Here is a 17751-nt window from a genome sequence, read left to right as displayed (position 1 = left end):
ATCGGCAGTGGCAATCGGTTCAAGAAATCCACGATGATGTCGATAGGATCTCATCGACCACAAGGACCGTTCCCCCCGATGAAACTGCTGAAACTCGCTGCCATCTTGACCCTGCCACTGCTCGGCGCCTGCTCCGACTACCACTACAAGAACTACCAGGGCGACTGGGCGCCGGAAAAACTCCACCCTGTCGACCTCTCCAACAACGCGCCGGACGCGGTGCTGGTGTACTTCGACACCTGGCGCGAACGCGAACTGGGCGTGCCGTTTCACCGCCTGGCACTTGCGGTGGAAGTCGACGGCGTAACGTTGCCGGGGGCGGGTCGCCAGTCGATTCTCAACGTGAGCGGCGAACAGGCCCTCAAGCTCAGCCCAGGCAAACACTCGCTGCGCTGGTGCAACGTGTCGATGAACGCCCTCGGCACCGGCGGTGCGTTCTGCAACGAAGGCGCAGACGACGTGGAGTTCAAGGCCGGCAGGCGCTACCTGGTCAGCTACCGCCTGACCGCCAGCACCCGCGGTGTGGGGCCGAACTACAGCACTCAATACCGTACCTATTCGAGCATCAAGGACCTCGACTCCCAGGAGGTCATCTACCCCAGCGCCGGCACCGGCACGTTGATCTCCAATGATTGATGCCCACGGCCTGTGTGCGCAAACGGCCGGCCATCACGTGTTGGCCCGCCTGCCATGACCTGCCTGATTCGCGATGCGATCCCCCAGGACGCCCTGTGCATCGGCGTGCTGGGCATGCAGGTGTTCCTCGACACCTACGCCACCGAAGGCATCCGCAGCGGCATTGCCAAGGAAGCGCTGCACGCCTTTGCACCGGAATCCATCGCGCAACTGATCGCCGAACCGGGCACGGCATTGATCGTGGCCGAGGTGAATAACCACTTGGTCGGCTTTGCCCAGATCCAACTCGAGGCCGGCCACTCGATGATCGACGCGGCCAACGTCGCCGAACTGCAACGCCTGTACATCCAGGAGCGGTTCACCGGGCGGGGTATCGGCAATCAGTTGCTGCACGCGGCGGAGCAGCGCGCGGCATCGGCGGGTGCTGCGTTGTTGTGGGCGACGGTGTGGGCGGGAAATGCGCGGGCGCTGGGGTTCTATCCTCGGCGCGGCTACGCCGTGCTGGGCGCGCCGACGTACACGTTCCAGGGGGAAACCCATGAGAATCGCTTGTTCGGCAAAGCCCTGGACGCTACAGCCGCTTAGACAGAAATACGCGGCAGCTGCCAGCCGGTTCACACGGGATCTCACCAAAGCGCAGCCAACCATGCCGCTCGTAGAAACCCGGTGCCTGGAAGCTGAGGGTGTAGAGCACCGCATTCGTACAACCGCGCCGCCGTGCTTCGTCTTCGAAGGTGTGCAGCAACTGGCTGCCCAGGCCGCTGCCGCGCAGGGCCTCGGGCAGGTGGAAGAGGTCGAGGAAGGCGGTGCCCAGGGTGGTCTTGCCGGTGATGCCACCGAGGATTTGCCCGCTGGCATCCTTGATCAGCACGTTCAGCGGTCGACGGTCGTTGCTGCCGGTGACGGCCGTATTGAAGACGGCGAGGCCGTTGCCGAGGATGCGCTCGGCGTCGGGGTTGGCGTGGTCGCTGATTTCAATGAGCGGTGGCGTCATCGTCGGGTATCTCAGTCGAGGAGGCAGGCACTTTAGCCTGCATTGCCTCCTCTTCCAATTGCTTCTCCCGGGCCGCCAGGCGCGCTTTGTTGTCGGCCTCTTCACGCGCCTGTTGGTCGCGGTGCATTTGCGCTTCCATGTCCTTCATCTGCTGGCGATTCTGCTCGGCAAACTGACGCATCTGCTCGCGGTTCTGCCGCGCTTGCTCATCGGCCCGTTGGCTGGCTTCGCGCTGAAACTGTGCGAAGGAACCGTTGCGTAGGTGTTCAATGTCCTGGGCCGTGGCGCCGAAGGCCAACGGCACGGTCGAGATCAAGATGGCGGCGAACAACACAGCGGTAACGCGGCTAATCCGATTCCTGGACATCAAGGCACTCCGAGTCAATTCGTGGTGCCTTGTTGGACGTCGCCAAAAGCATAAGTTCCAAGCGTTGCTATTAAAAAGCCATCACCATTTCATGCCACGCCATCCCGCCATGATCCGAAGGCGAAGGGCGCACGTAGGTGTAGCCCATGCGGGTGTACAACGGCACATGCTGTTCCTTGCACATCAAGTGAATCGTCTGCTTGCCCAGCGCCTGCATGCGCTGCAAAAACTCGGTCATCAGCCGCTTGGAATAGCCCTGGCCCTGATGCGCCGGGTCGACCACCACTGACATGATCACCACATTCGGTGCCTCGGCCGAATGGCCCACCAACTCCTTGAACGCTTCGTCCGACATCACCACGTCATAGGCGCAACCCGAGTTGATGAAACCCACCACCTCACCATCGGCTTCCAGAATCAAGAAGCCCTGCGGGTACTGCGCAATGCGCGTGGCGATCTTCTCCAGAGTCGCCGCCTCGTCGCCTTCGTAGGCGGTGATTTCAATCTCGAAGCAACGGGCAGCGTCGGCGGGGAGGGCGTTGCGGAAGGTGAGGGCGGGCATGGGCGTTTCCTGGAGGGTTGAGCGAAAGGCCCCATGATAACGGCGTGCCCCAGCCATCGCCATCGCGGGGGGCTGCGGCGAGCACACAAGCAAAAATGTGGGAGCAACTGTCGAGACCCGGCGAGGTGGCGAAGGCGGCGGCATTGCCGGCATTTTCTTCGGCTGACACACCGCTTTCGCAGCCTCGCTGAAGCTCGGCGGCTCCCACAGGGGATTTGCGTTTCAATCCCACAGGGGATTTGCGGTGTCGGCCTTGTTTTCAATTAGGCACCCTCGGATCACACCTCACTACGTCATCAGCCCCCAGCGGGCGGTCGCACGACACTCAATGCGCGACGTCGCTGAAAAATGAAAAAACCCTCCACACGCCTCGATGCCACGATATGGAGGGTTCCAGACATCACAATCGAATCACTTCAAGTCGTCAGCTCACACCCCTTCCACCAACTTCCCGCCATCCATACGGCGTTTATAGGCACTGTCGCGACTCGCCAACCAGAAATACAACGGCGACGTCACCACCAACCCCACCACCCAGGACAGATCCGCGCCGTTGATGTGTTCGGAAATCGGCCCTACATACAGCGGCGTGTTCATGAACGGAATCTGCACCGCGATCCCGACCGCGTAGGCCAGCAGCGCCTGGGGGTTGTAGCGGCCGTAAATCCCGCCATCGACGCGGAAGATCGAGGCGATGTCGTATTGACCTTTGTGAATCGCGTAGAAGTCGATCAGGTTGATCGCCGTCCACGGCACCAGCACCACGAGCAGCACCAGCACCATGTCGACGAAGTGGCCGATGAAGTCTTTGGAGGCGAACACGGCGGCAATCGCGCAGGCGGCGAGCACCAGGATGGAGATTACCGCGCGGCTTTTGGCCGTGGGGATCCAGCGGTAGGCGAAGGTCTGGACCAGGGTGATGATCGACAGCACGGCGCCGTAGAGGTTGAGGGCGTTGTGGCTGATCACGCTGAGCAAGAACAGCACGAGCATCAGCGGGCCGATGGCGCCGGTGGCGAGTTTGACCGCGTCCATGGTGTCCATGCCCACCGGGGTGGCGAGGACGGCGACCGCGCCGAAGATGAACGACAGGCTGGAGCCCAGGGCGGAGCCAAGGTAGGTGGTCCAGAAGGTCGAGGCCACCGGCACGTCGGCCGGCAGGTAGCGCGAGTAGTCCGACACGTAGGGCGCGAAGGCGATCTGCCACAGTGCTGCGAGGGACACGGTAGCCAGCCAGCCGGAGATATTGAAGCTGCCGCGTGTCAGGAAGTCGGTGGTCTGCACATGCGTGAAGATGTAGCCGAAGCCCAGCACGATGCCGGCGCCGAGCACCCAGGTGCCGATGCGGTTGAGCACATGGATGAAGCGGTAGCCGATGATGCCGATGATCCCGGAGCCAATGGCGCCGATCACGATGCCCACCGGCACGGGCACGGCATCGACCACGCCGTGCAGGGATTTACCCGCGAGCACGATGTTGGAGGCGAAGAAGCCGATGTACATGACGCCGGCGATCACCACCACCAGCAGCGCGCCGAGGGAGCCGAACTGCGCGCGGCTCTGGATCATTTGCGGGATGCCCATTTGCGGGCCTTGGGCCGAGTGCAGCGCCATCAGCACGCCGCCGACCAGGTGGCCGACGAGGATAGCGACGATGCCCCAGATCAGGTTGAGGTGGAACAGTTGCACACCCAGCGCACCGGTGACGATCGGCAACGGCGCGATGTTGCCGCCGAACCACAGGGTGAACAGGTCTCTTACCTTTCCGTGGCGATCTTCCGGGGGCACGTATCCAATCGTGTGTTTTTCGATAAGCGGGGCGGAGGATGTTGCAGTGGTAACCATGACGAGCTCCAAGGCAAGGTGAGTACGTGGACGTACTTCGCTGTGCGCCGCCTGCGCGGCGCTTTGTTGTTGGAGTGATCATCTGCAATGGGCGCAGGGAGGTAAATTAGTAAGTTTGTTGCTATAGACCTTAAAAAATATCGCTCGCGCTTTGCCGCGCTCCGGTATGTTGCCTACACCTGTTTTGCGGGCGAAGTCCCACGTTTCTGGAGGTCCCGATGGCTGCCTACAACTTGCGCCAACTCAGATATTTTGTCACCACGGCCGAGTGCGGCAGCGTCGCCGAGGCGTCGCGCAAGCTGTATATCGCGCAGCCGTCGGTGTCCACTGCGATCAAGCAGCTCGAAGACAGCTTTGGTGTGCAGTTGTTTATCCGCCATCACGCCCAGGGCGTGTCACTCACCCCCAGCGGCGCGCGCTTCTATCGCAAGGCCCTGGAGCTGCTGCGGGTGGCCCATGAATTCGAACAGAACGCCCTGGCCGACAATGACGTGGTCGCGGGGCAGATCGATATCGGCTGCTTTGAAACGGTGGCGCCGCTGTACTTGCCGCGCTTGATCGCCGGTTTCAAGGCGCGCTGGCCGGGCGTGGAAATCCGCATCCGTGACGGCGAGCAGCAAGAACTGGTACAGGCGCTGACGGCGGGCAGTATCGATGTGGCGATGCTCTTCGAACATGACCTGGGCGCGACCATCGAGACCACGCCGCTGATGCCGCCGCAGCAGCCGTACGCGTTGCTGCCGGCGGATCACCGCTTTGCGCAGCAGGCCAAGGTCTCCCTGGCGGACCTGGTGCTGGAGCCGATGATCTTGCTGGACGTGCTGCCGAGCCGCACGTACTTCGTGAGCATCTTTGAAGAGCGCGGGCTGACGCCGAATATCGTGTTCAGCTCGCCGTCGATCGAGATGGTGCGGGGCATGGTGGGACGGGGCTTTGGCTTTTCGATCCTGGTGACCAAGCCATTTACCGAGTACACCTATGATGGACAGAAGGTCGCGTGCGTACCGCTGGCGGAGACGGTGACCGGGTCGGGGTTGTCGGCAGTGTGGTTGCGCCGGGCGCCGCTGACCAAACCGGTGCAGTTGTTTGTGGATTACTGCCGCGAAGAACTGGCGCGCTTGTTGGGGTGAATCTGCACGGTTTTCTGGCAAACACTGGAGATCAATGTGGGAGCCGGGCTTGCCCGCGATGGCGGTGGGTCAGTCGCCCCAGGTGTGGCTGATGTGACGCTATCGCAGGCAAGCCAGCTCCCACAGTAGAGGGGGGGTGCCGGAAAGAACTGGCGCGCTTGCTGGGGTGAATCTGCACGGTTTTCTGGCAAACACTGGAGATCAATGTGGGAGCCGGGCTTGCCCGCGATGGCGGTGGGTCAGTCGCCCCGGATGTGGCTGATGTACCGCTATCGCAGGCAAGCCAGCTCCCACATTGGTAATCTGTGTTGCCTGCAGATAGGCGGTTCACGCACGGATTGAGTCGAGCATCCGCCGCAGCATGGCATCACACCCGGCCAGTTGGTCGACACTCACAAACTCATCCGGCTTATGCCCCTGGTCCATGCTCCCCGGCCCGCATACCACGGTGGGGATGCCCACCGCATCGAACAAGCCACCCTCGGTGCCAAAGGCCACGGTGCCGAACTCACGTGAACCACTGAACGCGGCAATCAACTCCGCGGCCTGGCTGCGTTCGTCGGTGACCAACCCCGGATAGGCCGACAGCTCGGTAAAGTGAATCGCACTCTGCGCGCTGACCGCCTGCATGCGCGGCAGCACCTGCAGCGTGGCATAGGCTTTCAACGCGTCGGCCACTTCGCCTGGGTCCTGCGACGGTAACGCGCGAATCTCGAAGTCGAAGCGGCAATCGGCTGGCACGATATTGAGAGCCTTGCCGCCACTGATCACGCCGGTCTGCACAGTGCTGAACGGCGGATCGAACCGCGCGTCCTGGGTGCCACGCAGCTGTTGCCCGATGCGGCCCAGTTCACCGATCAACTCGGCGGCATGTTCAATCGCATTCACCCCGTACGGCGCGTAGGCCGAATGGCACGCCTCGCCATGCACGTCGCAGCGCATCGCCAACTTGCCCTTGTGGCCCAGCACCGGCTTGAGTTCGGTGGGTTCGCCGATGATGCACAGCATCGGTTTCACCGGGCGTTGCTCCAGCACCTTGAGCAACGAGCGCACGCCGAGGCAGCCGACCTCTTCGTCATACGACAGGGCGATATGCACCGGCATCCGCAACGGCGCCTCGACCAACGCCGGCACCAGCGCCAGCACACAGGCGATATAGCCCTTCATGTCTGCCGTGCCACGCCCAAACAACTTGCCGTCGCGCGCGGTCAATTCGAACGGCGGCACTGTCCAGGGCTGCCCGTCCACCGGCACCACGTCGGTATGCCCGGACAGCACAATGCCGGGCAATTGCACCGGGCCGATGCTGGCAAACAGGTTGGCCTTGCTGCGGTCCTCGTTGTAGATCCGCTCGCTGGCCACGCCGAAGCTCGCCAGGTAATCGTGCACAAACTCGATCAACTGCAGGTTGGATTCGCGGCTGGTGGTGTCGAACCCCACCAGTGTGCGCAGCAACGCCTGGCTCTGGCTCATCGCTCGTCTCCGGCCACGCCGTAGCCGGGCGAACGGTCGGGGGCGAGGGCGCGGTCGATGTAGTCCTGCACTTGCGGGCGGTACGCGTCCCAGAGTTTTTGCAGCGCGCCGATTGGCGCTTCATCCGCCCAATCGACCCGCAGGTTGATGATCGGCCAGGTCAGTTCGCCCACCACCACCAGCGCGGCGGAGTGCACCGGGCCGGCTTCGCCACCGGCGGCGATGGCGGCGTGCATGGCGGCCAGGAGTCGGTCCGCCAACTGCCCTTCGGCCTGTTCAAAGGCGGTGACCATCGCGTCGATCACCGCGCGGTCGGCGAGCATATTGCCGGCTGCCACGCATTGCTCGCCCGACACGGCGTTGTGGGTGCCGAGGGTTTCGCTGCCGCTGAAATGCACGCTGCGGCCCAGGTGATCAATGGCCGTGAGCTGTCGGTACTGGCTGTAGCCATTGCGCGTCAACGCGGTGTCGATGGCCTCGGCAGGGGCGAGGCCTTGTTCGAGCAAATCGAGCACGTCCGGGCCCAGCGCCGGCAGCGTGATGTTCTGGGTCGACACCGCACCCACGCCGGGGCGCAGCCACGGGCAACGGGCACCCACGGCAATGCTTGAGGAACTGATGGCAATGCCCAACTGGCCGGTGTCGGCGCATCGGGCGACGATGGAAAACGTCATGGGCAGCTCCTTATTCGGGAATAACCGCGATTACATCGATTTCCATCAGCCACTGTGGCTGGCCCAGGGCCGAGACGACCAGCCCGGTGGAGATCGGGAACACGCCCTTGAGCCACTTGCCGACTTCCTGGTACACCGGCTCGCGGTAACGCGGGTCGATCAGGTAAGTGGTGGTCTTGACGATATGGCTGAGGTCGCTGCCGGCTTCTTCGAGCAGTTGCTTGACGTTGCGCATGGCCTGTTCGGCCTGGGCGCGCGGGTCGCCGAGCCCGACCAGGTTACCGTCGAAATCGGTGCCGACCTGGCCGCGCACGTACACGGTATTGCCGGCGCGCACGGCCTGGCACAGGTCATTGTCCAGGCTCTGGTTGGGGTAGGTTTCCTTGGTGTTGAACATGCGGATGCGAGTGTGGGTAGGCATCTGGAAAACTCCGAAAAATAAGGGGTCAGGCGCTGACAGGTGTTTTGTGAGCCACCGGGGCGGCGTCGCGGTATTCGAGGTATTGGCGCTGGATGGCGATGTGGTCGGCCACGTACTTGGCGTCGTGCCACACGCCCCAGATAAACGACGAGCCGCGACGTGACTGCCAGGGCAAGCCAAGGAAGTAGATTCCGGCTTCGCTGGACACGCCGCGCTGGTGTTGCGGCTTGCCGGCAGCGTCGAATGCGTCGACTTGCAGCCAGCTGTAATCCACGGCAAACCCGGTGGCCCAGATGATCGAGGTGATGCCGGCCTTGGCCAGGTCCAGTTCCAGGATCGGCTGGCGGATGCAGTCTGCATCGGGGAAGACACGGCGCGCCTCAGGTTCCAGCGGCAGGTCCAGGCCGTTGCGCTCGATATAGGCATCGGCCGCGTCCAGCAGGGCCAGGTAATTCTCGTCACCGCGCGCCAGGTTCTCGACCAGATTGGGCTGGAAGGTGGCGACACTGCCGTCGAAGGCTTGGGTCAAGCCAACCAGGGTCATGCCTTGCTGGGCCAACTCGCGAAAATCGATGGTCTTGCCGCCATGGGCGCCGCTCACCGCGATGGTCACGTGCTCGCGGCCAGGCTTCATCGCCGCCTGGTCCCACTCGCCCAGCACGCCCAGCCACCAGCAGAAATCACGGTTGCGGTAAGCGCGCGGCGGGCGGTCGTGGGCGCCGACCGAGAGGTACACCTGGCGACCGGAGCGCTGCAGTTCATCGGCGATCTGTACACCGGACGAGCCGGCGCCCACCACCAGCACGGCGCCGGCCGGCAGTTGCGCGGGGTTGCGGTAGTCGGCGGAATGCAACTGGTGCAGGGCGGTGTCTTTGGGCGCAATCGCCGGGATCACCGGCTTCTGGAATGGCCCGGTCGCGGCCACCACGCGGTTGGCTTCGATCACGCCTTCGCTGGTGTGCACGGTGAAGCCTGGGCGGCCGACATTGCGCACCACCGAGGTCACGTCCACGCCGGTACGGATCGGCGCGTTGAATTTGCGTGCATAGGCCTCGAAGTAATCCGCCACCCGTTCTTTTGGCGCAAAGCCATCGGCGGCGACGTCATCGAATTCCAGGCCAGGGAAGCGGTCGTGCCAGGCCGGCCCGTTGGCGACCAGCGAATCCCAGCGCCCGGTGCGCCAGCGCTCGGCAATCCGGCTGCGTTCCAGCACCAGGTGGGGCACGCCTTGCTTGCTCAAATGCTCGCTCATGGCCACGCCAGCCTGACCGGCTCCCACCACCAGGGTGTCTATTGTTGTTATCGCTACAGTCATGTGTCTGTCCTTCCGTAATGCAGTTGGATTCAGCTCGGGCATGACTTCAAGGCTAGGGGGAGGGCGGTTATTAATAAAATATTATTAAGCTGGGAAGTGAGCATAAATATCGGATGCAGAGCCGTCGCCCGCGGCGTTACCGGGCCTCCTCCTTTGGATGTGGGAGCGGGCTTGCCTGCGATTGCAATCTGCCCGGCGATAGCGTTCCATCTGACTCACCGACAGCGCGGGCACGCCCGCTTCCACAAGGTTTTCGCCATGCCTGACATTCGCGTCATGACCGCGTCCGACTACGACGCCGTGCTGACCCTCATGCAAAACACCCCCGGCATCTCCCTGCGTGATGCCGACTCCCGCGAGGCCACCGAGCGCTACCTGGCGCGCAACCCCGGGATGAGTTTTGTCGCGCAAATCGAAGGCCAATTGATCGCGTGCGTCATGTGCGGCCACGACGGGCGTCGCGGGTATCTGCAGCACTTGCTGGTGCTGCCGGACTACCGTCGCCAGGGCCTCGCGCAGGCGTTGACCCGGCGCTGCCTTGAGGCGCTGGAACAGTTGGGTATCCACAAATGCCACCTCGACGTGTTCAAGACCAACACCCACGCCGCCCAGTATTGGCAAGGCCAGGGCTGGAAACTGCGTACCGATATCGACCGGTATTCCTTCACGCGCGCGGGCAATGAAAACGCCTAGAACTCGCCGGAATACTTCACCGCTGCCGCTGCCCGCGAGGGTACATCCAAGGTGCGCAGCAGCGACGACACATGGATGCGCACGGTAAACGGCGAGATATCCAGGGCCTTGGCGATTTCCTTGTTGGTCTTGCCCTGGGCGATCAGGCGCAGCACTTCCTGCTGGCGGGTGGTGAGGGTGTGGGTGTCGAGGGGCAACAGGCCGGAGGGCGCGAACTTGACCAGCACCTCGCCTTCGCGGATCGCCAGCAGCGCCTGGCCGATCTCGTCGGGGGCGATGTTCTTGCCGATAAACCCGTCGGCGCCCAGGGCCATCACTTGATCGATCAGCGCCGGGTCATCGACCATCGACACCACGACCAGGGTGGTGCGCCGCAGTCGCTGGCGCAGCTCGACCAGCTGGCTCATGCAGGTCAGGCCGGGAAAGCGCAGGTCGAGGATCAGCGTATCGACGTCGTGGCCGTCGCCGATCAGCGCGAGCACCGTGTCCAGGTCGCCGGCCTCTTGCACCACGGCTTCGGGCAGCAAGCGCTGTACGGTGCGCCGCATGCCTTCACGGAACATCGGATGGTCGTCGGCGATGATGATGCGATCGGTCATGGCGTGCTCCTCCCTGGGCCAAGGTTGTGCGCTGGCATGCTACCTTACCACCGCGCCCAGGGTCTGCCCGGGGTGCATGATGGATTTGTTGACTGCCGCACAAGGACGTACCCCATGAGTCTTGAGACCAACTCCGAACTCGACCAGGCCAACCTGCGCATCGTGGTGGCCGCCATTGCTATCGTGTATATCGGCGCGCTGGGCTTCCTGCCCGGACAGTCGCTGGACACCTACCTGCCGGTAATCCTGTACATCGTGCTGTTCCTGCTGGCCTCCATCGTCTTGCGCCAGGTCATCGCGCGGTGGCCCGGGCATTACCCGGCGCGGCGGATTTTCGGCATGCTCCACGACTACACCGGCACCTCGTTCGGCATGATCATCGGCGGTGAAGCGGCGTTGCCGCTGTATGCGGTGATGGTGTGGGTCAACCTGGGCAACGGCATGCGCTATGGCTCGCGCTACCTGGCGATTGCCACGGCATTGGCGTTGCTGGCGCTGTTGGTGGTGTACCGGCTCACGCCGGTATGGCAGGCGCAGCCCTTCATGGTGCTGATGCTGATGATCACCAGCACGGTGATCCCGGTGTACGCGCATATCCTCCTGGAGCGCACGCGCAAGGCGTCCGAACAAGCCATCGCAGCCAACCTGGAAAAGTCCCGGTTCCTGGCCCAGGCCAGTCATGACCTGCGCCAGCCCATCCACTCCATCGGCCTGTTCACTGCGTGCCTGCGCGAAGCCAGGCTCGGCGATGAAGAGCGGCGGCTGGTGGACAACATCGACCGTTCGCTGCTCAACGTGTCGCAGTTGTTCCGCTCGATCCTCGACCTCTACACCCTCGACAACGGCCGCCTGTTGCCCAAATACCAGGCGATCCACCTGGGTGAATTCCTCGCTGATCTGGTGCGCCAGAACGCCGAGGCGGCGCGTTGGGCCGGCGTGGAATTGCGCCTGCGGCCTTGCGCATACTGGGTGCTGGTCGACCCGGCGCTGTTGGCGACCATGGTGCAGAACGTACTGTCCAACTGCTTCAAATACGGTGCGCACCGTCCCGTGTTGATTGGCGTGCGCATTCGTGACGGTGGCTTGGCGGTGGAGGTGCATGACCGGGGTCGGGGGATTGCCGAGGAGCATCTGTCAAAGGTCTTCGAAGAGTTTTATCGGGTACGCCACCTGCGTGACAAAGACGTCGAAGGCGTCGGCCTTGGGCTATCCATCGTCAAGCGCCTGGGGCAGTTGATGGGGGTACACGTGAGCCTGCGTTCACGGGTTGGCCATGGCACGTCCGTGAGCCTCTACGGCCTGACCCTCGCCACCGCACCGCGTGCACCGGCCGCCCGCGACGAAACACGCCAGGCGGGCCTGCTGACCGGTTTGAAAGTGTGCCTGGTGGAAGATGATCACAACGTCCTGCTCGCCACCCAGGCGCTGCTGGAGCGTTGGGGCTGCGTGGTCCAGGCCGAATCATCGGGACGCGACCTGGTCAGCGATTGCGACATCATCGTCGCCGACTACGACCTGGGGAATCATGCCACCGGCATCGAATGCATCGATGCCCTGCGCGAGCAACGCGGCTGGGCGGTCCCGGCCCTGATTCTCACCGGGCACGATGTGGAGAAAATCCAGGCCGCCTTGCACGACCGTCAGATCGCCATTCTCTCCAAGCCCGTGCGTCCCGCTGAACTGCGCGGCACCCTGCGGGACTTGAGCCAGGAGACGGTTACTGGGTGAACCCTTGCAGTGCGTTGCCGCGTGCGCCCTTGGGCTGGCAGTAAGCGGCGGGCTTCATCAAGCCAAAACTGGCCACCGTGAACAAGCCACCGCTGGCGCCGCTGGGCACCGAGCAGTTGTACTCGCCGGAGGCAGCGCTGGCGATGTAGTAGGTGGTCATCGAATCGCTGCGCACATTGGAAATACGCTTGACCGGTTCGCCCAGGTTGGTTTCCGACAGGGTCTTGAGGTGGTCTTCGCTGGGCTTGACGTTGCTGCAGCCGGCGACGCCGATGATCAGGGCGCCGAGCAGGGTGAGACGGATAATGGGGGCGTGCAGTTTCATGGTGATTCTTCCTTGGGGTTGTTATGGTTTTTCCAACGCACAACGAACCCGCGCGCAATGAATGCGCGGTGCCTGGGGAACGTTGGAAGTGGCGGCGAATATAGCGCCGCCGGGGGAAGCGGTCGATTAGCACAAGTGTGCTAGTGGCACGATGATTTCATGCAGGGAGATGCACATGCTGGAGATACAACGCGCGACCCCGGAGCACGCCCAGGTGGCGTTCGACATCCGCTTGCGGGCCATTCGCAGCCAATGCATCGGCGCCTATACGTGCGAGCAAATGCTGCTGTGGACGCGGGGAAAAGCCGAGGACGGCTACGACGCCCTGATGGATCAACCGTTTTACCTGGGCTGGGTCAACGGCGAGGCGGTAGCCACCGGAATGCTCGACCCGCGCAATAACGAAGTGGGCGCGCTGTTCGTGTTGCCCGATTACACCGGCCACGGTTATGGCAAGGCGATGCTGGCGTTTCTGGAAGACTTGGCACGCGAGCTCGACATGACCGCATTGGTCCTGGACTCGACGTTGAATGCGGCGAGTTTCTATCGGGCGTGTGGGTACGTGGGGGACGAGCAGGCGATTTACCATTCGCCGTCCGGTTTGCAGCTGGCATGTATCCCGATGACCAAACAGCTCAGCCCCTGACACCACACTTTGTCGGGGGCGGCTTGCCGGCAAGCAAGCCGGATGACCGACCGCTATCTATGTCTATTACGTGCCGCGCCAGGTAGGTGCAACGCTGTTTAGTGTGGATTGAGCGCCTGCTTGCGATACACCCCGGCCAATTCCCGCGCCAGCCCGATAAAGTTCTGCAGCGGCGCCGATGGATTGAATGTGCGCCGCACCAGGGTAATCGGCGCCAGCAGCTTCGGCCGCGCGTCCTTGATCCGGCAATACACCACGCTTTCGCGGTGTACGTCGCGCATCGACGCAGGGACTACCGAGATGCCTTCGCCGGCGGCCACCAGGCTGAGGTTGGTGAGCATTCGTTCCACTTCAAAGGCGATTTTCGGTTCGAAGCCGCCGTTCTGGCAGGCCTTGATCAGGTTGGCGTACATGCCGGGCGCGCCGGGGCGGCGCACGAGGATGAAGCGTTCATCCTTGAGCGCGTCGAGCGCGATGTCGGTGCCGGGGGCTTTCAGCAATGGGTGGCCGGTGGGCAGCGCCAGCAGCATTTCTTCGTTGAGCAGGCGGTGGAAAGTCAGGCTTTGGTGAGTGCTGACCGGCGCGCGGAGGATGCCGATGTCGATGCGCTTTTCGACGCTGTCCTCGGTCACTTCCCGGGCGCTGCCTTCGTTGATCGACAGTTCCACGCCGGGGTAGCGCTCGCGGTACGCGCGGATGATCCGGGGGATCAGCGGGTGGGCGGCGGCGGAGCTGGTGAAGCCGATCACCAGCGTGCCCTCGATGCCCTGGGCGGCGCGGGACGCCTTGAGCGAGCCTTGTTCGACACGGGCGAGGATGATCCGCGCTTCATCGAGAAACACCAGGCCACCGGCCGTCAGGTCGACGCCCTTGGGGTGGCGCTTGAACAGGTCGAAGCCCAGCTCTTGCTCGAGCGCGCGGATCTGCTGGCTGAGGGGCGGTTGCTGCATGTTCAGGCGCGCAGCGGCACGGGTGAAATGTCGCTCTTCAGCCACCATGATGAAATAGCGTAAATGGCGAAGTTCCATGGTGGTATATCCCGTGACAAGACTTTATTATTTGCGGCCGGCAGCGGCCAGGCGCCCAATATGCCGAAAGCGGCGCGCAGCGACAATAACAATAAATAAAAACAGGCTGGAGTACCGATGCCGACCCGATACGCCAAGAACGCCACCCTGCCTATTTTGATTGCCATCGCACTTGGCATGACGCTGGGCCTGGTGTCTCCGAGCCTGGCGGTTGAAATGAAAGTGTTGAGTGATGGTTTCATCAAGTGCGTCGGCTTATTGATGCCGTTCCTGTTGTTTGTATTGGTGTCCACCGGTGTTGCCGGCATCAAGCGCGCGCCGCAGCACCGCCATGTCGTAGGGCGCATCATTGTGTATTTCCAGTTGATGTCGTGTGCCGCGCTGATGCTGGGCATGGCCACGGGCTGGGTGTTCAACCTCGAGCCCAGCGCGGTCTCGACGCCGCCGTTACCACCCGAAAGCTTCCTGCATGAACTGTCGCTGCTGTCGGCGTCCTCCACGTTGTACCGCGTGTTTACCCAGAGCCTGGTGCTGCAAGTGATGTTCGCCGCCGTGCTCTGCGGGCTGCTGCTGGGGCGCGGCAGCAGCCTCGGCAATCGCTGCCTGGGCTGGCTGGAGGCGGGCGTCCAAGGGGTGTTTTTCGTACTGCGGATAATCTTGAAGTTTGCCCCGCTGGCGGCGTTTGGGGCGATGGCGTTTGTGGTGGGTAAATATGGGGTTAGTTCGGTCTTGCCGCTGTTGAAGTTCGTCCTGGTTATATACCTGGTGAGTGCGTTATTTGTGGTCGTGGTATTGGCCTTTATTACGCGTTTAGTTGGAATAAAGCTCACACGTTTGATTGGTTATTTGAAAGAAGAGTTATTGCTGGTGACATTCACCGGTTCTTCCGTGGCGGCACTTCCCGGTTGCGTGGATAAACTCGAAGCCCTGGGCTGCGATCGCCAATTAGTGCGCCTGGTGTTGACCACCGGCTACACCTTCAACCTGGCCGGGACCAACCTGTACCTGACTACCGCAATCATGTTCCTGGCGCATATGGCCGGGGTCGAGATTGCCCTGCCGGAGCTGCTCGCGGTGCTGGTGATCTGCCTGGTGACGTCACTGGGTTCCACCAGTGTGGCGGGGTCGGCGCTGTTCACTTTGATCGCCACTTTGAACATCCTGCAACTGGTCCCTCTGGAAGGAGTGGGCCTGCTGTTGGGAGTGGAGCGCTTGATGAAGTGCCGCTCGCTGACCAATGTGCTGGGCAATTGCGTGGCGTGCCTGGCGATTTGCGGGTGGCAGAAGTCGATTGATCGTGAGGTGTTGAAACAGGCACTGCCCACCCAGTAGGAGCCGGCAAGCCGACTCCTGCTGGTGAGGGGTCAGCCTTTGGTATTGGCCAGTTTGTCGAAGGCCTTGTCGAGGTTGCCTTCTGCACTTTGCAGCTTCTCACGCCGCTCCTTCAGCCACTGCTGATCCGCTTCCAGCGTCTTGCGCGCCTCCACCAGCATGCGCTTGACCTCCTGCGGCTGCGGGCCGCCGGTGCCTTTGCGGGTTTGGACCATGGTAGTCGGCGACAACGCCGCGCGAAAACCGGCCTCGTCCAGCGGCAAGGTGTTGGGAGTCCACTTGTACTTGTCCGCCGCCTGGCTATACAGCTTTTGTGCATCGGCGTAGGCGAAGGTCTTCGGCGTGGTGCCGTTGCTGCGTGCTTCGGTGACGATCAGCGAGGCAAAGCTGTGACCAATACGGAACGGCACCTTGTATTGACGCTCCAGGGTGTCGGCCAGCTCCATCGACGTGGTCCACTCCGATTCCAGTTCTTCCAGGGCCCGCTGTGGGTTGATCTGCAGCGCGTCGAGCACTGCGTCCATGGCCTGGAACATCTCCTTGGTCGAGCGGAACACGCCCAGTGAGTCGAACGCGAACTTGTAGTCGGTCATGCCGGTGGTGACGTTATGCGCGCGCAAGGTCACGGCCTGGGCCAGGCCGACCACGTCCGAGGCGGTCTCCCGCGCCCGCATCAGCAAGCCTGGGTTGCGTTTTTGCGGCATGGCGCTGCTGGTATAGGTGGCCTCTTCATCGAGCAGCAGCCACGGGCGGATCTGGTGATACTGGGTGTGGATGTCGCCGATCATGGCGCCGACGCGAATCGCCGAGGAGGACGCCAGGTTGGCTGCTTCGATCGGGATGTCGTAGGTCGACACCTGGCTCGAATCCAGCGAGTTCTCGCGCACGCCATCAAACCCCAGCAGTTCGGCCAGGCGCTCGCGGTTCAGCGGGTAGGCCGAGTTTGCCAACACTGCGGTGCCCATCGGGCTCTTGTTCAAGCGTGCGTACAGTTCGCGGATGCGCTGGCCATCGCGGTCAAACGCGGCTTCGAAGGCCAGCAGGTAGTGGGCATAGCTGATCGGCATGGCCTGCACGCCGTTGGTGTAGGCGGGCACCAGGGTGTCGACGTTCTTGTCGGCAATGTTCAGCAGGCGCAGGCGCGTGGCGTTGAGTGCCTCGCTGTAGGCCAGCACCTGGCTGCGCAACGCGGCCAGGCGGTAGGTAGCGAGCATGTCCTGGCGGCTGCGCCCGGAGTGGATCAGCGAGGCCTCGGGACCGATCTTGTCGGTCATGATCTTTTCCAGTTGCAGCACGTCGCTGGGGCGCGTGCCGCCGGGCTGATCGGCCTGGGCAATGGCGTAGCGCACACCGCCGGCGATCTTCTGGCCCATGTCCGGCTTGACGATGCCTTCTTCGGTGAGCATCACGATCGAGGCTTTGTTGATGCGATTCAGCCAGGCGAATTGCGTCTGGGTCGGATCGGCCTTGGCCTTGTGTTCGGTTTGCGAGCTGTCGGGCGTGGCGCCGACTTTCGCCGCCTGGGCCGCGCATTGTTCGGTGGTGGTACACGGCAATTCGCCGGTGTTGGCCGCCTGGGCGCCGAAGCTGTTGAAGAGGGCGAAGGCCACCGCCAGAGGCAGCAGGCTTTTCAGGGCGCGGGGGGATGTGTTCACAGGAGTACCCGATTTATTTTTGGAATTGGGGGCCAGCCGGGCGCAGGGCACAGGCGGCAGGATCAGGCTATCGGGTCTGTTTGCAGATTGAAAATATATAGTAAGTGTTGAAGGCAGAGGTTTTAGGTATGGCGTTGCGAGGGTTTGCGGGGAATGAAGGGGGGTTGTTGTGGTGAATGAGGTTGTTGTAGGGAGAGGGCTGCTGTGTTGAATAAGATTGTTGTGGTGAGTGGGGGGCTGTTGTGTTGAATAAGATCGTTGTGGTGAGCGGGGGCTATTGTGGTGAGCGGGCTTGCCCCGCGTTGGGGCGCGCAGCGGCCCCAGGCAT

Annotated in this window: 19 protein-coding genes; 7 read left to right on the top strand and 12 right to left on the bottom strand. The window is 62.7% G+C overall.

Translation table 11 applies throughout. The features are described 5' to 3' along the window. The first annotated feature begins 78 nt into the window (after positions 1 to 78). Both NTD80_RS22935 and NTD80_RS22930 read left to right on the top strand, forming a co-directional pair. A complete protein-coding gene (locus NTD80_RS22935; protein WP_262135115.1) occupies positions 79 to 636 on the top strand; it encodes a hypothetical protein in 558 nt (185 codons plus the stop codon). A 54-nt stretch (positions 637 to 690) separates the two neighbouring features. Further along, a complete protein-coding gene (locus NTD80_RS22930) occupies positions 691 to 1221 on the top strand; it encodes a GNAT family N-acetyltransferase (RefSeq protein WP_262135113.1) in 531 nt (176 codons plus the stop codon). Here NTD80_RS22930 and NTD80_RS22925 read toward each other — a convergent pair. The 4 genes from NTD80_RS22925 to NTD80_RS22910 all read right to left on the bottom strand — a co-directional run bounded on the left by NTD80_RS22925 (position 1208) and on the right by NTD80_RS22910 (position 4404). Further along, positions 1208 to 1630 carry a GNAT family N-acetyltransferase gene (locus NTD80_RS22925; protein WP_262135112.1) on the bottom strand — a complete coding sequence of 141 codons (423 nt, stop codon included), beginning with the start codon at positions 1628 to 1630 and terminating at the stop codon, positions 1208 to 1210. The two genes, NTD80_RS22930 and NTD80_RS22925, sit on opposite strands and share 14 nt — an antisense overlap. Continuing rightward, on the bottom strand, positions 1611 to 1997 hold the full coding sequence (locus tag NTD80_RS22920) for a hypothetical protein (protein ID WP_262135111.1): 387 nt from the start codon (positions 1995 to 1997) through the stop codon (positions 1611 to 1613). Before NTD80_RS22920 ends, NTD80_RS22925 begins: the two co-directional genes overlap by 20 nt. 70 nt (positions 1998 to 2067) lie before the next feature. Further along, on the bottom strand, positions 2068 to 2559 hold the full coding sequence (locus tag NTD80_RS22915; protein ID WP_262135110.1) for a GNAT family N-acetyltransferase: 492 nt from the start codon (positions 2557 to 2559) through the stop codon (positions 2068 to 2070). Between the two features lie 429 nt (positions 2560 to 2988). Then, on the bottom strand, positions 2989 to 4404 hold the full coding sequence (locus NTD80_RS22910; RefSeq protein ID WP_262135109.1) for a purine-cytosine permease family protein: 1416 nt from the start codon (positions 4402 to 4404) through the stop codon (positions 2989 to 2991). 218 nt (positions 4405 to 4622) lie between these two features. Here NTD80_RS22910 and NTD80_RS22905 point away from each other — a divergent pair, with 218 nt between their 5' ends. Further along, a complete protein-coding gene (locus NTD80_RS22905) occupies positions 4623 to 5534 on the top strand; it encodes a LysR substrate-binding domain-containing protein (RefSeq protein WP_065907639.1) in 912 nt (303 codons plus the stop codon). Between the two features lie 327 nt (positions 5535 to 5861). Here NTD80_RS22905 and argE read toward each other — a convergent pair whose 3' ends face one another. Genes argE through NTD80_RS22885 form a run of 4 tightly spaced genes read right to left on the bottom strand, consistent with a single transcriptional unit; the run spans position 5862 to position 9459 of the window. Next, complete coding sequence (argE, locus tag NTD80_RS22900; protein WP_262135108.1) at positions 5862 to 7007, bottom strand: acetylornithine deacetylase; 1146 nt, start codon at positions 7005 to 7007, stop codon at positions 5862 to 5864. Next, the gene (locus tag NTD80_RS22895) at positions 7004 to 7681 is read right to left on the bottom strand and encodes a DUF1028 domain-containing protein (protein WP_106803538.1); all 678 of its coding nucleotides are present in this window, start codon (positions 7679 to 7681) and stop codon (positions 7004 to 7006) included. Before NTD80_RS22895 ends, argE begins: the two co-directional genes overlap by 4 nt. Positions 7682 to 7691: 10 nt before the next feature. Further along, positions 7692 to 8102 carry a RidA family protein gene (locus NTD80_RS22890; protein WP_010171793.1) on the bottom strand — a complete coding sequence of 137 codons (411 nt, stop codon included), beginning with the start codon at positions 8100 to 8102 and terminating at the stop codon, positions 7692 to 7694. A gap of 25 nt (positions 8103 to 8127) precedes the next feature. Continuing rightward, positions 8128 to 9459, bottom strand: coding sequence for a flavin-containing monooxygenase (locus NTD80_RS22885; protein WP_410017429.1), 1332 nt, complete (start codon positions 9457 to 9459; stop codon positions 8128 to 8130). Positions 9460 to 9675: 216 nt separating this feature from the next. Here NTD80_RS22885 and NTD80_RS22880 point away from each other — a divergent pair, with 216 nt between their 5' ends. Continuing rightward, entirely contained in the window at positions 9676 to 10110 is a 435-nt protein-coding gene (locus tag NTD80_RS22880) for a GNAT family N-acetyltransferase (RefSeq protein ID WP_262135105.1), read from the top strand. Here NTD80_RS22880 and NTD80_RS22875 read toward each other — a convergent pair. Continuing rightward, a complete protein-coding gene (locus NTD80_RS22875; protein WP_106803541.1) occupies positions 10107 to 10709 on the bottom strand; it encodes a LuxR C-terminal-related transcriptional regulator in 603 nt (200 codons plus the stop codon). The two genes, NTD80_RS22880 and NTD80_RS22875, sit on opposite strands and share 4 nt — an antisense overlap. A 114-nt stretch (positions 10710 to 10823) precedes the next feature. Between NTD80_RS22875 and NTD80_RS22870 the strand changes: the two genes are divergently transcribed. Next, positions 10824 to 12437: a hybrid sensor histidine kinase/response regulator gene (locus NTD80_RS22870; RefSeq protein ID WP_262135104.1), complete on the top strand. Its 1614-nt coding sequence runs from the start codon at positions 10824 to 10826 to the stop codon at positions 12435 to 12437. Here NTD80_RS22870 and NTD80_RS22865 read toward each other — a convergent pair. Continuing rightward, on the bottom strand, positions 12427 to 12762 hold the full coding sequence (locus tag NTD80_RS22865; protein ID WP_262135103.1) for a hypothetical protein: 336 nt from the start codon (positions 12760 to 12762) through the stop codon (positions 12427 to 12429). The genes NTD80_RS22870 and NTD80_RS22865 overlap by 11 nt on opposite strands. Positions 12763 to 12937: 175 nt before the next feature. Between NTD80_RS22865 and NTD80_RS22860 the strand changes: the two genes are divergently transcribed. After that, positions 12938 to 13408 carry a GNAT family N-acetyltransferase gene (locus NTD80_RS22860; protein ID WP_213553773.1) on the top strand — a complete coding sequence of 157 codons (471 nt, stop codon included), beginning with the start codon at positions 12938 to 12940 and terminating at the stop codon, positions 13406 to 13408. Positions 13409 to 13506: 98 nt separating this feature from the next. On the opposite strand, the gene NTD80_RS22855 is transcribed toward NTD80_RS22860, so the two are convergent. Further along, entirely contained in the window at positions 13507 to 14436 is a 930-nt protein-coding gene (locus NTD80_RS22855; RefSeq protein WP_106803544.1) for a LysR family transcriptional regulator, read from the bottom strand. Between the two features lie 117 nt (positions 14437 to 14553). Here NTD80_RS22855 and NTD80_RS22850 point away from each other — a divergent pair, with 117 nt between their 5' ends. Then, positions 14554 to 15768 carry a cation:dicarboxylate symporter family transporter gene (locus NTD80_RS22850; protein WP_262135101.1) on the top strand — a complete coding sequence of 405 codons (1215 nt, stop codon included), beginning with the start codon at positions 14554 to 14556 and terminating at the stop codon, positions 15766 to 15768. Positions 15769 to 15800: 32 nt separating this feature from the next. Here NTD80_RS22850 and NTD80_RS22845 read toward each other — a convergent pair whose 3' ends face one another. Next, on the bottom strand, positions 15801 to 17423 hold the full coding sequence (locus NTD80_RS22845; protein WP_262135100.1) for an argininosuccinate lyase: 1623 nt from the start codon (positions 17421 to 17423) through the stop codon (positions 15801 to 15803). Between the last annotated feature and the right edge of the window lie 328 nt (positions 17424 to 17751).

Origin of the sequence: Pseudomonas sp. 13B_2.1_Bac1 (genome assembly GCF_025466155.1) — a bacterium.
In the GTDB taxonomy this organism is placed as follows: Bacteria; Pseudomonadota; Gammaproteobacteria; order Pseudomonadales; family Pseudomonadaceae; genus Aquipseudomonas; species Aquipseudomonas aylmerensis.
Note: the sequence above shows the minus strand (reverse complement) of the source record. Positions and strands in the feature narration are given on the sequence as shown.

Coding starts and splice junctions, on each gene's coding strand:
- NTD80_RS22935 (WP_262135115.1), top strand. CDS start 79: ATGAAACTGCTGAAACTCGCTGCCATCTTGACCCTGCCACTGCTCGGC.
- argE (WP_262135108.1), bottom strand. CDS start 7,007: ATGAGCCAGAGCCAGGCGTTGCTGCGCACACTGGTGGGGTTCGACACC.
- NTD80_RS22850 (WP_262135101.1), top strand. CDS start 14,554: ATGCCGACCCGATACGCCAAGAACGCCACCCTGCCTATTTTGATTGCC.
- NTD80_RS22885 (WP_410017429.1), bottom strand. CDS start 9,459: ATGCCCGAGCTGAATCCAACTGCATTACGGAAGGACAGACACATGACT.
- NTD80_RS22890 (WP_010171793.1), bottom strand. CDS start 8,102: ATGCCTACCCACACTCGCATCCGCATGTTCAACACCAAGGAAACCTAC.
- NTD80_RS22875 (WP_106803541.1), bottom strand. CDS start 10,709: ATGACCGATCGCATCATCATCGCCGACGACCATCCGATGTTCCGTGAA.
- NTD80_RS22925 (WP_262135112.1), bottom strand. CDS start 1,630: ATGACGCCACCGCTCATTGAAATCAGCGACCACGCCAACCCCGACGCC.
- NTD80_RS22920 (WP_262135111.1), bottom strand. CDS start 1,997: ATGTCCAGGAATCGGATTAGCCGCGTTACCGCTGTGTTGTTCGCCGCC.
- NTD80_RS22895 (WP_106803538.1), bottom strand. CDS start 7,681: ATGACGTTTTCCATCGTCGCCCGATGCGCCGACACCGGCCAGTTGGGC.
- NTD80_RS22905 (WP_065907639.1), top strand. CDS start 4,623: ATGGCTGCCTACAACTTGCGCCAACTCAGATATTTTGTCACCACGGCC.
- NTD80_RS22855 (WP_106803544.1), bottom strand. CDS start 14,436: ATGGAACTTCGCCATTTACGCTATTTCATCATGGTGGCTGAAGAGCGA.
- NTD80_RS22860 (WP_213553773.1), top strand. CDS start 12,938: ATGCTGGAGATACAACGCGCGACCCCGGAGCACGCCCAGGTGGCGTTC.
- NTD80_RS22930 (WP_262135113.1), top strand. CDS start 691: ATGACCTGCCTGATTCGCGATGCGATCCCCCAGGACGCCCTGTGCATC.
- NTD80_RS22865 (WP_262135103.1), bottom strand. CDS start 12,762: ATGAAACTGCACGCCCCCATTATCCGTCTCACCCTGCTCGGCGCCCTG.
- NTD80_RS22880 (WP_262135105.1), top strand. CDS start 9,676: ATGCCTGACATTCGCGTCATGACCGCGTCCGACTACGACGCCGTGCTG.
- NTD80_RS22910 (WP_262135109.1), bottom strand. CDS start 4,404: ATGGTTACCACTGCAACATCCTCCGCCCCGCTTATCGAAAAACACACG.
- NTD80_RS22915 (WP_262135110.1), bottom strand. CDS start 2,559: ATGCCCGCCCTCACCTTCCGCAACGCCCTCCCCGCCGACGCTGCCCGT.
- NTD80_RS22870 (WP_262135104.1), top strand. CDS start 10,824: ATGAGTCTTGAGACCAACTCCGAACTCGACCAGGCCAACCTGCGCATC.